The sequence below is a fragment of the Streptomyces sp. NBC_01304 genome, assembly GCF_035975855.1.
Lineage (GTDB): Bacteria > Actinomycetota > Actinomycetes > Streptomycetales > Streptomycetaceae > Streptomyces.
The window spans coordinates 9919086-9931319 of the sequence record NZ_CP109055.1; the positions used below are offsets into that span (position 1 = coordinate 9919086).

Below are 12234 nucleotides of genomic sequence, written 5' to 3' on the forward strand. Positions count from 1 at the left end.
ACCACGATGGACACGTTCGTGAACGTAGCTCTGTGGACCGCGCAAGGATTTCTCGCTCTGTTCTTCCTGGGGGCCGGAGCCCCCAAGGTCCTCGGTCGCGGTCTGGATCGATGGACGGGCTTCTCCGGACTGCCCCGTTCCCAGGTGGTCGTCACCGGCCTGGCCGAAGTGCTGGCCGCCGCCGGGCTCGTCCTGCCTCTGGCGACCACGACCCTGCCGTGGCTCACCCCCGTGGCCGCGGTCGGGATCGCCCTGGTCAGCCTGATGGCTGCCGGATTCCATGTGCGCCTCAACGAACATCTCAACGTGATCGAGACCAGCCTCCTGGCCGGCGTCGCCGCCGCGGTGGCCGTCGGGCGCTGGGGTCAACTCACCGCCGCTTCCTTCGACTTGAAGGCATGGATGCCGGCCGTGGCCGTCGCGGTCCTGGTCCCTGCGGCCATCGCCGTCGTCATCGCGCTCTTCAAGGCCCAGCAGGACCAGGCGCCGTCGGCGGATCACCCGACCCCGGCCGGACTCGCCACCGGCACCCGGTAGAGGGTGTGCTCGCCAACTGTCGCTGCCGCCGGTTGGGGGCGGCCGAGTGGGGGCGGCCGAGTGGTGCCGCCTGCGCCTGCCCCTGCCGCCCATCACCCGGCGGGGTTGGGGTCGTCGGCGCCGTACAACCGCATCACCGAGGTCCGGAACTGGTGTGCCGCGACCCGTGCGCTCAGGCGCCCGGTGCGGATCTGCCGGTCGGCGGCGTGGCCGAGCGTGATCGTCGCGGTGATGAGCCAGGCGGTATCCAGGTCGGTGGTGAACTCGCCGCTGTCGCGGCCGCGGCGGATCAGGGCCGCCAGCCGTTCCTCGACGGGCAGGTGGCGTTCCGCGTCCCGGTCCGAGTCGGCGTCCGAGTCGGCGTCCGCGTGAGGGGATGCCGACCGCTCGGTCATCAAGGTGGCGGTCGCGTCGAGGAACCGGGCGAGGGCTTCGGTGGCGGTGCCGGACTCGATGTGGGCCGTGTCCAATACGGCGACCGCCCGTCGGCTCAACTCGTCGCGCACCGCGGCGAGGAGCGCCTCGCGCGTGCCGAAGTGCGCATACGCGGTCTGCCGTGCCACGCCTGCCGCGGACGCGATCTCGGCCATGCTCGCTTCGGGACGCTCGGCAAGCGTGCGGATCGCCGCCGCCACCAGGGCTGCACGGTTCCGTCCGACCTCGGAGCGCTGACGACGACGCCTTATCTCTGACACAGTTGACAATGCTAACAGCGCGCCTCAAAGATGACACATATGTCAGAGATAACTGCGGCGGCCGCACGCCGCCTCCTCATCGACTACACCCGCGACATGGCCCTCTCCGACGAGGATCCGGCGCAGATCGTGGACCGCACCCTGACCGAGGACGCGGTCTGGGTGACCGGCGGCGCGGAACTGACCCGAGACAAGCTGATCGCGCATGCCCGCCCGGCCCGCAAGAACGTCCTTGCCGGTGACATGCGCGTGGACGACCTCCTTGTCGACGGCAACCGGTTCGCCGCGCGCTGCCAACTCAGCGCCGACCACCGCAAGCTCGGGCGCGTGGTGATGGAGCTGATCCTGATCGGCGAGGTCGCCGCGGACGGACGGGTGCGGCGCGTCAACCAGTTGGGCCGCAACCTGGACGCCGCGAACGGCACCGAGCACAGCACCGAGAACCCCACCGCGTGAAGACGCCGTCGAGCACAACCGTCCGGCTCGTCCAGGGCCTCGCCCTGCTGTCCACCGGCGCCCTCGCCGGCGCCTTCGGCTACGGGGCGGCCAACCTCGTCCCCACGTTCAACGCCGTACCGCTCGACATGAGGCTGCACTTCCACGCCCAGCTGATGCAGATGAACGGCATCACCATGCAAGGCGCCATGGGCATCTCGGCACTCAGCGCCCTCACCCTTGCCGTCATCACCCGCGGCACCGCACGGCGGTCGGCCGCAGTGGCCGGACTCCTCACCGTCGCGTCCTTCCTCATCACCCGCCTCGGCAACGTCCCCATCAACGGCCGCATCAAGGAGTGGGCGGCCACCTCCGCACCCGCCGACCACGCCGAGATCCTGGCGCGCTGGGAGGCGTTCAACTACGCCCGCACGGCCACCGCTTTCGCCGCCTTCGCCCTGCTGATCCTGCTTGCCCTGCGCCGCGGCCCCGCTGCTCAAGACACGGATGGAGCTTCAGGGACGAACGTACGTAAGGAACGGCCGTCCCTCAGGGGCGAAGGTGCTTCAAAGTGAACTCGGGCCGCGCATAAGGCCCCGCCTGCGCGGCCGTCGGATCCGCGGGAACGTCCGCTCCCGGAATGTGCGCCGCGTGATCCTCGGCGTTGTCGACGGGCGTGTACGCCAGCTCGAAGGGGGCCGGGAGTTCCCAGAATCGGCGTGAGTTGGCGGAGACCGCGTACACCGTCGTGAAGCCCGGGGCGGGCGCGGCGGTGAGGGCCGCGCGGCAGAAGCCGATGGCGTCGCGCGGACTCAACCAGGTGGCCAGGTGGCGCGGTTCGCTGGGGGCCTCCTCGAAGCTGCCGATGCGCAGGCAGAGCACGGAGAGGCCGAACTTGTCCGCGTACAGCTGCCCCAGCGCCTCGACGGCCGCCTTGCTCACGCCGTAGAGGCCGTCGGGCCGCACCGGGTCCTGCGAGTTGGTGCGGTGCGCGGTGGGGTAGAAACCGGCCACGCGGTTGCTGCCGGCCAGCACCACACGGGGAATCGCGAGCCTGCGGGCGGCCTCCAGGACGTGGTGCGTTCCCAGGACGTTGACCTGCAGCAGGTCGGGCAGCGGGGCCTCGTCCGCGATGCCGCCCAGGTGCAGCACGGCGTCCACGCCCACGAGCGCCGACTCCAGGGCCGTCGGATCCAGCAGATCGACCGTGTGGACCGCCTCGTTGGCGGTCTCCGCCTCCAGCGGAACCCGGTCGAGCAGGACCAGCCGCCCCACCTCGCCGCGCAGCGCCCTGCGCACCACCGCGCCGATGCTGCCCGCCGCACCGGTGATCGCCACAGTCCCCGGACCTGCCGTTCCCCGCTCCATCGCGCTTCCCCCTCACAGGACTTCGCCCTCACGTCATTGCGTACGGTGTCTATCCTCGCAGCACCGGTCGTCACCGGTCAGGGCGGCGGAACAGGGTTTTCCCGGCAGGGTGAAGCGGGCAAGCCAGAGCCAGCGGTAGCAGGGCCACCGCGGGCCGGCAGAAGAGGGGGAAACGTGATCGTCTGGGTCAATGGCGCGTTCGGCGCGGGCAAGTCGAGCGCCGCGACGGAACTGGTCGACCTGATCCCGAACAGCACGCTCTTCGACCCCGAGGTCATCGGCGGCGGCCTGGCGCACCTGCTGCCCGCCAAGCGCCTCGCCGCCGTGAGCGACTACCAGGACCTGGCCCTGTGGCGGCGCCTCGTCGTCGACGCCGCGGCCGCGCTGCTCGCCGAGGTCGGGGGCGTGCTCGTGGTGCCGATGACGCTGCTGCGCCAGGACTACCGCGACGAGATCTTCGGCGGGCTCGCCTCCCGCAGGATCACCGTGCGGCATGTCCTCCTCGCCCCGGCGGAAACGATCCTGCGCGAGCGAATGGCCGCCCGGCAGACGGCGATCGAGCAGAGCGGCGAAGCCGGCGAAGACCTCGCGGCGCGCGTGACCCAGTGGTCGTACGGCCACATCGAGCCCTACCGCGAAGCCCTGGCGAACTGGCTCACGGCGGATGCGTACGTCGTCGACACCGGCGCCCTCACGCCGCACGAGACCGCCCGACGCATCGCCGACGCCGTGCGCACCGGAGCGGCCGGCGTCAGCGACATCGTGCAGACCCCCGAACCCACCGCCGAGACCCTCGCCGCCGGCGTCCTCCTCTTCGACGAACAGGACCGGGTCCTGCTCGTCGACCCCACGTACAAGGCGGGCTGGGAATTCCCCGGAGGCGTCGTCGAGGCCGGCGAGGCACCCGCACGCGCGGGCGTGCGCGAGGTGGCCGAGGAGACCGGCATCCAACTGGAGTGCCTGCCCCGCCTGTTGGTCGTCGACTGGGAGCCGCCCAAGCCCCCCGGATACGGCGGGATGCGCCTGCTGTTCGACGGCGGACGCCTCGACAGCGGTGCCACCGAGCGGCTGCTGCTGCCCGGACCCGAACTCCGCGGCTGCCGCTTCGTCAGCGAACAGGAAGCGGCCGACCTGCTGCCACCGGTCCGCTACGAGCGGCTGCGCTGGGCCCTGCGGGCCCGCGAACAGGGCGCCGCGCTCTACCTGGAGGCGGGCATTCCGCTCGGCACCTAGAGGTGGGCGTACCCGTCGGCCGACGCCCGCAGCGCCGCGCCGCCGTCCTCGGTCACCGGGTCGCCGTGCCCGAAGCACGCGACCCGGGTATCGAGGGCCGCCAGTTCGCGGAACGAGGCCAGGGCCTGCTCCCGGTCCAGGTTGAACACGCCGAGCATCACCTGCCCGTCCACCGGCGAGGCCGCCACCGCATCGCCGGTGAACAGCACGCCGTGGCGCGGCAGATGCAGGGCGATGCTGCCGTCCGTGTGCCCGGGCGCGTGCACCACGCGGGCGCCGCCGCCGAAGTCGAGGACGTCGCCGTCCTCCAGGTCCAGCACGTCGGGCACGACCGGCTCGGCGGGCGCGGGCGGCAGCTGCGGCGCCACCTCGGCCCAGATCGGCAGCTCCCACTCCTCCAACACGGGCGCCGGGCCCGGCACTTCACCGCGTACGATCCGCGCGTCGAGCCGGTGCGCGAGCACCTGCGCCCCACTGAGCGCGGCGAACTCGCCGGCGCCGCCCGCATGGTCCTCGTGGAAGTGCGTGAGCACGATGCGGCGTACGTCGACGGGCCGCAGCCCGAGCCGCGTGACGGCGCCCGCGATCTGCGGCCCCGCGCCCACCGCCCCGGCGTCGATGAGCGTCAACTCGTCCTCGTCACGCCACAGATAGGCCTGGCCGACGGGGAAACGGAGCAGGTGCAGCTCGGGAAGGATCTTGATGAGGTCCATGGCGCGACACTAGGCAGGCCCCTCGCCGGGTGGCGAGGGGCCTTCGCTGTGGGCGGATTGGTTCAGCTTGCGGAGTACGCGTCAGTCGGTGACGCAGGTGGCCGAGCGGGCCGTGGGGCTGAAATGCAGTTCGCGCATCACGTGACGTCGTGGACGCAGAAGACCTCGTGGGGAGTCAGCCGGCCGCGTCCGCCGAGCCCGCCGAGTTCGACGATGGCGGCGAGTCCGCCGATGTGTCCCCCGCTGCCTTTGACCAGCTGGGCCGCGGCTTCCAGCGTGCCGCCGGTAGCGAGTACGTCATCGATGATCAGGACACGTGCACCGGGAGCCAGCGCGTCGGACTGCATCTCCAGGCGATCGTTCCCGTACTCAAGGCCGTAGCTGACGGAGACGACCTCGCCGGGGAGCTTGCCGGGCTTGCGGGCAAGGATCAGGGGGGCACCGGCCCGCTGCGCGACGGCGCTGCCGATCGGGAACCCGCGGGCTTCCAGGGCCAGTACGCAGTCGAACCGGCCCTGAAACTGCCGCCATATCGCCGTGGCCGTATCCCGGACCAGCGCCGGATCCGCGTAGAGCGGGCCGAGGTCCTGGAAGCTGACGCCGGGTGTGGGAAAGTCCGCCACGACCTGGATGCGTGCGGCGACGCGCTCCGCCAGTTCGCCGCCGGGCCTGAGTGTCCGTGATTCGGTGACGACGGCCGTCACCAGGTCCGCAGGGGTGACGTCGAACGCCGGGTTGAAGGCTCGGGTGCCCACCGGTGCCATGAGCTGTCCGGCGTGGTGCGTCACTTCCTCGTCGGCGCGCTCCTCGATGCGGATGCCGGCGCCGTCCAGCACGGTCACGTCCACGGTGGACTCGGGCGCGACGACGACGAAGGGGATCCCGGCGCGTTGCGCGGCAATGGCGAGGGGGTAGGTGCCGATCTTGTTTGCCACATCGCCTCGGGCGGTGATGCGGTCGGCTCCCACGATCACGCAGTCGACCATGCCCGTGGCGATGGCAGCCGGGCCGGCCGAGTCCACGCACAGGCGGTGCGGAATACCCTCTTCCGCGAGTTCCCACGCGGTCAGGCGCGCGCCCTGGAGCAGCGGGCGGGTCTCGCCGGCGATGACCTCCTGCACCTGGCCGGCCGCCGCCAGTTCGCGGATCGTGCCCAGCGCCGTACCCCAGGCGACGGTGGCCAGCCGCCCGGTGTTGCAGTGGGTCAGGATCCGCAACGGCCCCGGTCCGCACTGCTCGCGCAGGAATCGCGCGGCCCTGGCGGACGCATCGCGGTTCGCCTGTTCGTCCTCGTCCAGCATGGTGAGCGCCTCGTCGAGCACGGCGTCGGCACCTTCTGGGAGCCGGGTCAGTGCCCGTCGTACGCCCCAGGCGAGGTTGACCGCCGTGGGGCGCGCGGTGGCGATGCGCTCGGCCTGTACCTGGACGGCGGGCCGGTCGAGCAGGCCGTCCACGGTGTGGTGGCGGGCGGCCAGCGCGACGCCGAGCGCGCCGGCCACTCCGACGGCAGGTGCGCCGCGTATCGCCAAAGTCTCTATGGCATCGACGAGTTGATCGACGGTGGTCAGCCGCATGATGCGTCGTTCATGGGGGAGAGCTCGCTGGTCGAGGGTGCGAATGGTGCCGCTGTCCCAGGTGATGGAGCGTTCCACCAGGGTGGTCCTTTCCGTTCGGTGTCAGGCGCTGAACAGGTCCAGTGACAGTGCCCGGCCGCGTGAGGGCGGCGTGGTCAGTTCGGGGTCGGCGTTGAGGATGGCGCTGTGAATGCCGCGCAGCCTCGGTGAGGGGTCGATGCCCAGGTTCTGATTGAGGGACCCTCGCAGCAGGTGGTAGGCATCGAGGGCCTGGGCTGCTCGGCCGGAGCGGTACAGGGCGAGCATGTACTGCGCGTGGAAGTTCTCGTGCGCCGGATACTCGGCGGCCAACTGGCTGAGTTCGGGGAGGAGTTCATGGTGCATGCCGAGGCGCAGTTCGGCCTCGATGCGCTGGTCGAGGAGGGTGAGGCGCAGCTCTTCCAGTCCCGTGACGCGGGCCTGGAGGTAGCTGCCCAGTTCGACGTCGGTGAGGGCCGGACCGTGCCAGAGCTGGAGTGCCGCGCGCAGGGCGAACCGCAGTCTGCGCTCGTCGCCTGCGGCTTCGGCGCGGCGTGATTCCGCGACGTGCCGTTCGAGGTGGTGGAGGTCGACGCTGCCCGGAGCGGCGTGCAGTTGATAGCCGCGATGCTGGGTGGTCAGAGCCTGCTTGGCGCCCTCGTGCGAGCCGATCGACGGGGATGCGGCCAGTGCGTGCCGGATGTGCATGATGCGGGTGTGGAGGCTCTGGACGGCGCTCCGTGGGCCGTGGTTGCCCCACAGTTCCTCCAGGCACATGGCCATGGAGACCGGAGTGTTGTTGTACAGGACGAACAGCGCTAACAGCTGGCGCGTCTTGGGGGCCGAGGGGAGCCGGCAGGCTCCGGCGTCATTCATGACAAGTGGGCCTAGTGCCCTGAATTCCATTGGTTCTCCCAAAACGGGCCATAGCGCTTTCTTGGATCTGGCGCATTGCCGATGGCGGGTGTGGTGCGGCTCGCTGCTCTTTCTCTTTCGGTTGACCGGGCAACAGTCAGTAGCATATTCATCCGACGGTCGCCATGGTCAAGAGTTTGTTCGCGCCACGGGTATGGCTCGTTTGAGTCATGACAAGGGAGTGGCGTCCCGCAAGTTTCGCGAAAGGTGTTCCGGCATGCGGAAATTGCCGCCATTGCGGCTTGGCCTGCGGTGATGTGAAACGGGCGAAGTGGCCCTACCTGATTTCGCGTCGGTTACAGATGCGTACAGAGGAACTCGTCCACGGAGATGAATTGCAGGGAATCCGCGGCTTCAGTCCATGGCGTATCGCGTGACCCGCGTCGATTCCGTAGGTGATGTCCCTGATAAATCGCATCACGCGATGGAGCAGCTCTGTCATGAGAATTCCTTCCCATCTTTGATACTGCGTGGTGTCTATGGGCGTGCGCTGTTCACGTATCAGCTGTGTGTCCCGCTGCGGTACTCGGCTTTTGCGTGCTGAGCGTCGACCGTCTCGTGTTCCGCGCCCCGGACGGCACCTACTGGGCGGCTCGGCCCGGCGAGCAGTGTCAGTACCGCGATGGCGGCGGTGAGCAGGAAGGCCGCGCTCAGGCTGAAGCGGTCGGCGACGACCCCCAGGGCCGTGGGGCCGATGATGGTGCCGATGCCGAGGAAGAACACCGTGGAGCTGAAGCCGGTCGACGGGCGTTCGGGGAAGACCTGGTAGCTCCAGACGGCGAGCAGACCCGAACCGGCCATGAAGGCCGGGCCGTAGAGCACGGCCGAGGCCGCTACGGCGGGGATCGCCCCGGGCGCCACGCCCAGCAGGGCGATGGCGACGGCCATGGCGAGGAAGAGCAGCATCTGGGTGCGGCGCTGTCCCAGGCGCTGGATGAGGGAGCCGGTGAACACCCCCGCCGTGCCCGCCAGGCCCATCAGGGTCCAAAAGAGCGGACCGGTGGGGTCGTTGTCCTTGAGGTCCTGGGACACGGCGTCCACGGCGAAGGTCCAGTAGACCGCGCCGATCAGTCCGTAGGACAGTGCTGTGGCGTACAGCGGTACGGCCGGCCGCCGGGCGAACCAGCGCAGACCGAGGCGCTGTTGGGGTGTGCGCGGAGCGTGGTGGTGCGATCCGCCGGGCAGGATGCGGGCGTTGTAGAGGGTGACGGCGAGTGCGGCCACGGCGAAGGCCGTCCACGCGTACTGCCATGTGGGGCCCTGGGCGACGATGGCCAGAGGTCCGGCGATGATGACCGCGAATGCCGTGCCGCTGGGGATCAGTGCCATGACCCGCTCGCGCTGGTGGACGGGGACCATGCGGTCCACGGCGTCGGAGTAAGGGGCCCAGGCGAACCCTGGGCTCAGTCCGGCCATGACCAGCCCGGCGATCAGCATCCCGGTCCCGTGTGCGTACGCCACAAGGAGCATGCCCGCCGCCGCCGACATGCCGCCGCAGATGACCAGGGGGCGGGGCCCCCATCGGGTGGAGAGGACGCCGACGAGCAGCAGGGCGATCAGGTAGCTGACGTAGGTCGCGCTGCCGATGACTCCGACCAGGGAGACCGACAGGTCGAACTGGCGGCGTATCTCCGGCAGGAAGAGGCCGTATCCATAGCGGGCGAACCCGAAGGTGACGCCCTGGGCCGCGACGCCTGCCATGCCCACCTTCCAGGCGATGGACAGTCGAGGATTGCGACGGCTCATCGTGGCATCACGCCTTCTGTGTGGGGGAGTTTGCTGATCCGGACAGGTGGGTGTCCTACGGGGTGTCCTGAACGCCCTCCGCGCGGCCGGTCCGGGGCCAGGAGTCCAGGAGCCGGTCCACCGCTGTGCGCGCCTTCGCGATGGAGTCCTCGACGGTGCCCAGCGCCTGGGTGGTGCTGGCGCCCTCGTAGAGGATGAGGAGCGTGTCGACCAGTTCCTCGGCGCTCAGGAAGCCCGCCTGGTCGACGAGTTGGGCGAGCTCGGTGCGCAGGGCCGCCTTGTGCCCCGTCACGATGGCGCGTGCCGGGTGCTCGCGATGGGCCAGCTGAGCGGTGGCATTGGCGAACGAGCAGCCCCGGAAGCCGGGTTCGGTGTGGCAGGTGGCCAGCGCCTCGAAGACCGAGCGGATTCGGGCCAGGGGGTCCGGCCCGGCCGCGGTCAGGGTCTCGGCCAGCAGACGTCGCCAGCGGATGTCGCGCTGCTCGAGGTAGGCGACGATCAGGGCGTCCTTGCCGCGGAAGTGCTTGTAGAACGTCATCCGTGCGACGTCGGCCGCTTCGATGATCGCGTCGACTCCCGTGGCGTCCAGCCCCTGCGCGTAGAAGAGGTCGTCGGCAGCGGTGAGCAGGCGTTCGCGGGCGGAGGGCCGGGGGGCCTGCTCGGAGGGGTGGAGGATCATGACGGTGACTATACGGAACGTTCTATGCACATGATAGACGGAACGTTCTATCCGTGTGTGGATCCGGCGACGGACGGCGGCCGTGCTCCCTCCGTCCACCCGAAGTCCCTCAGCCGGGGAGCGACTGCGCCGTACGTGGTGCGCAGCAGCGAGTCCACGCGTTCCGGCACGACCTCATACGTCTGTGTGCCCGCCGCCTCCAGTGCGAGGGCGGCCATGGTGGATCCGGCCCGGGCGGAGCGGCCGGCGTCCAGGCCGCAGCTCAGTCCCGCCAGGTAACCGGCCCGAAAGGCGTCCCCGGCACCGGTGGGATCCACGACCGTGACGACGGGCACGGCGGCGACCTCGGTGGCGGGCCTGTCCGCCGCTTCGATGCGGCACCCCCGCTCGCCCAGCGTGGTGACCCAGGTGCCGACGCGGCCGAGCACCTCGCCGCGGGTCCAGCCGGTCTTCCGGAGAAGGAGCGCATCCTCGTACTCGTTCGTGAACAAGTGGTCGGCGCCGCTGACGAGTTCGCGGCACATCGCGCCGTCCAGCCGGGCCAGCTGTTGCGAGGGGTCGGCGGCGAAGCGGATGCCCAGAGACCGGCATGCCCGGGTGTGCAGCAGCATCGCCTCCGGATCGTCCGCCCCGATCAGGACGAGACCCGGGGCGTGTTCGCGCAGGACGGTGGTGAGGTCTATCCCGGAGGCCTCGGCCATGGCTCCCGGATAGAAGGACGCGAGCTGATTGCCCTCCTGATCGGTCGTGCAGGTGAAACGGGCCGTGTGCTGTGTGGTCGAAACCCGCACCGCCGCGAGGTCGACGCCCCGGGCGGTGAGCCGGCGACCGTAATCGGCGAAATCGGGGCCGACGGCGCCCACGAGTAGGGCTCGGTGGCCCAGGGCGCCCAGTCCGAACGCGATGTTCGCCGCGACGCCGCCCTGGCGCACCTCCAGACCGTCCACCAGGAACGACAGCGACAGATGGGCAAGGTGCTCGGGCAGCAGCTGTTCCGCGAACCGCCCGGGGAACGTCAGCAGATGGTCGGTGGCGATGGATCCGGTGATCGCGACCTTCACTTCAGCGCTCCGCGGCCTTGCGCAGCGCGTCCACGCGGTCGGTGCGCTCCCAGGTGAAGTCCGGGATCGCACGGCCGAAGTGGCCGTACGCGGCGGTCTGGGCGTAGATCGGGCGGAGCAGGTCGAGGTCGCGGATGATCGCTGCCGGGCGGAGGTCGAAGACCTCGGCGATGGCGTGCTCGATCTTGTCCACGTCGACCGTGGCGGTGCCGAAGGTCTCCACGAACAGACCGACGGGCTCGGCCTTCCCGATCGCGTACGCGACCTGGACCTCGCAACGCGAGGCGAGACCCGCGGCGACGACGTTCTTCGCGACCCAGCGCATAGCGTAGGCGGCCGAGCGGTCGACCTTGGACGGGTCCTTGCCCGAGAAGGCGCCGCCACCGTGGCGGGCCATGCCGCCGTAGGTGTCGATGATGATCTTGCGGCCGGTCAGGCCGGCGTCGCCCATCGGGCCGCCGATCTCGAAGCGGCCGGTCGGGTTGACCAGCAGGCGGTAGCCCTCGGTCTCCAACTTGATGCCGTCGTCGGCGAGTTGGGCCAGAACGGGCTCGACGACGAACTCGCGGATGTCGGGCGCGAGCAGCGAGTCCAGGTCGATGTCCGACGCGTGCTGCGAGGAGACGACGACCGTGTCGAGGCGGACGGCCTTGTCGCCGTCGTACTCGATGGTGACCTGGGTCTTGCCGTCGGGGCGCAGGTAGGGGATGGTCCCGTTCTTGCGCACGTCGGACAGGCGCTTGGAAAGCTTGTGCGCCAGGTGGATCGGGAGCGGCATCAGCTCGGGCGTCTCGTCCGAGGCGTACCCGAACATCAGGCCCTGGTCGCCCGCGCCCTGCTTGTCGAGCTCGTCTCCTCCTTCACCTGCGGCGGCACTCTCGACCCGCTTCTCGTACGCGGTGTCGACGCCCTGCGCGATGTCCGGGGACTGCGCGCCGGTGGACACCGAGACGCCGCAGGAGGCGCCGTCGAAGCCCTTCTTCGAGGAGTCGTAGCCGATCTCGAGGATCTTGTCGCGCACCAGCTGCGCGATCGGCGCGTACGCCTTGGTCGTGACCTCGCCGGCCACGTGCACCAGGCCGGTGGTGATCAGCGTTTCCACGGCGACCCGGGAAGTCGGGTCCTCCCGCAGAAGCGCATCGAGGATGGTGTCGCTGATCTGGTCAGCGATCTTGTCGGGGTGACCCTCGGTCACGGACTCCGAGGTGAAAAGGTAGGAAGAAGTCACGGGGTGCCCTTCAGCTGTTCGATGGGAGTGCG

General features: G+C 70.1%; 13 protein-coding genes. 4 read left to right on the forward strand and 9 right to left on the reverse strand.

The genetic code is table 11. From position 1 onward, the window contains the following. The first annotated feature begins 18 nt into the window (after positions 1–18). The gene (locus OG430_RS44265) at positions 19–537 is read left to right on the forward strand and encodes a DoxX family protein (protein ID WP_327358335.1); all 519 of its coding nucleotides are present in this window, start codon (positions 19–21) and stop codon (positions 535–537) included. A 92-nt stretch (positions 538–629) separates the two neighbouring features. Here OG430_RS44265 and OG430_RS44270 read toward each other — a convergent pair whose 3' ends face one another. Further along, positions 630–1232 carry a TetR/AcrR family transcriptional regulator gene (locus OG430_RS44270; RefSeq protein WP_327358336.1) on the reverse strand — a complete coding sequence of 201 codons (603 nt, stop codon included), beginning with the start codon at positions 1230–1232 and terminating at the stop codon, positions 630–632. A gap of 39 nt (positions 1233–1271) precedes the next feature. Here OG430_RS44270 and OG430_RS44275 point away from each other — a divergent pair, with 39 nt between their 5' ends. Both OG430_RS44275 and OG430_RS44280 read left to right on the forward strand, forming a co-directional pair. Further along, positions 1272–1688, forward strand: coding sequence for a nuclear transport factor 2 family protein (locus OG430_RS44275; RefSeq protein ID WP_327358337.1), 417 nt, complete (start codon positions 1272–1274; stop codon positions 1686–1688). Further along, entirely contained in the window at positions 1685–2242 is a 558-nt protein-coding gene (locus tag OG430_RS44280) for a DUF1772 domain-containing protein (RefSeq protein ID WP_327358338.1), read from the forward strand. Before OG430_RS44275 ends, OG430_RS44280 begins: the two co-directional genes overlap by 4 nt. On the opposite strand, the gene OG430_RS44285 is transcribed toward OG430_RS44280, so the two are convergent. After that, a complete protein-coding gene (locus OG430_RS44285) occupies positions 2217–3035 on the reverse strand; it encodes an NAD-dependent epimerase/dehydratase family protein (protein ID WP_327358339.1) in 819 nt (272 codons plus the stop codon). The genes OG430_RS44280 and OG430_RS44285 overlap by 26 nt on opposite strands. Before the next feature lie 174 nt (positions 3036–3209). On the opposite strand from OG430_RS44285, the gene OG430_RS44290 reads away from it, so the two are divergent. After that, entirely contained in the window at positions 3210–4268 is a 1059-nt protein-coding gene (locus OG430_RS44290; protein ID WP_327358340.1) for an NUDIX hydrolase, read from the forward strand. Here the strand turns inward: OG430_RS44290 and OG430_RS44295 are convergent. From OG430_RS44295 to metK, 7 genes are all read right to left on the reverse strand, one after another. Continuing rightward, on the reverse strand, positions 4265–4981 hold the full coding sequence (locus tag OG430_RS44295; protein WP_327358341.1) for an MBL fold metallo-hydrolase: 717 nt from the start codon (positions 4979–4981) through the stop codon (positions 4265–4267). The two genes, OG430_RS44290 and OG430_RS44295, sit on opposite strands and share 4 nt — an antisense overlap. Before the next feature lie 137 nt (positions 4982–5118). Beyond that, a complete protein-coding gene (mtnA, locus tag OG430_RS44300) occupies positions 5119–6633 on the reverse strand; it encodes an S-methyl-5-thioribose-1-phosphate isomerase (RefSeq protein WP_327358342.1) in 1515 nt (504 codons plus the stop codon). A 24-nt stretch (positions 6634–6657) separates the two neighbouring features. Then, positions 6658–7449 (reverse strand): AfsR/SARP family transcriptional regulator, encoded by a 792-nt coding sequence (locus OG430_RS44305; protein WP_327358343.1) that lies wholly within the window; start codon positions 7447–7449, stop codon positions 6658–6660. A 540-nt stretch (positions 7450–7989) separates the two neighbouring features. Next, the gene (locus OG430_RS44310; RefSeq protein ID WP_327358344.1) at positions 7990–9234 is read right to left on the reverse strand and encodes an MFS transporter; all 1245 of its coding nucleotides are present in this window, start codon (positions 9232–9234) and stop codon (positions 7990–7992) included. Positions 9235–9289: 55 nt separating this feature from the next. Next, positions 9290–9913, reverse strand: a complete 624-nt coding sequence (locus OG430_RS44315; protein WP_327358345.1) for a TetR/AcrR family transcriptional regulator — start codon at positions 9911–9913, stop codon at positions 9290–9292. A 47-nt stretch (positions 9914–9960) separates the two neighbouring features. Beyond that, positions 9961–10974 carry a carbohydrate kinase family protein gene (locus tag OG430_RS44320; protein ID WP_327358346.1) on the reverse strand — a complete coding sequence of 338 codons (1014 nt, stop codon included), beginning with the start codon at positions 10972–10974 and terminating at the stop codon, positions 9961–9963. A 1-nt stretch (position 10975) separates the two neighbouring features. Next, positions 10976–12202 carry a methionine adenosyltransferase gene (gene metK / locus OG430_RS44325; protein WP_327358347.1) on the reverse strand — a complete coding sequence of 409 codons (1227 nt, stop codon included), beginning with the start codon at positions 12200–12202 and terminating at the stop codon, positions 10976–10978. Positions 12203–12234: the final 32 nt, after the last annotated feature.

Excerpts from the sequence above, each read along its gene's own strand:
- OG430_RS44315 (WP_327358345.1), bottom strand. The coding sequence starts at position 9,913 with ATGATCCTCCACCCCTCCGAGCAGGCCCCCCGGCCCTCCGCCCGCGAA.
- OG430_RS44310 (WP_327358344.1), bottom strand. The coding sequence starts at position 9,234 with ATGAGCCGTCGCAATCCTCGACTGTCCATCGCCTGGAAGGTGGGCATG.
- OG430_RS44275 (WP_327358337.1), top strand. The coding sequence starts at position 1,272 with ATGTCAGAGATAACTGCGGCGGCCGCACGCCGCCTCCTCATCGACTAC.
- OG430_RS44285 (WP_327358339.1), bottom strand. The coding sequence starts at position 3,035 with ATGGAGCGGGGAACGGCAGGTCCGGGGACTGTGGCGATCACCGGTGCG.
- OG430_RS44295 (WP_327358341.1), bottom strand. The coding sequence starts at position 4,981 with ATGGACCTCATCAAGATCCTTCCCGAGCTGCACCTGCTCCGTTTCCCC.
- OG430_RS44305 (WP_327358343.1), bottom strand. The coding sequence starts at position 7,449 with ATGAATGACGCCGGAGCCTGCCGGCTCCCCTCGGCCCCCAAGACGCGC.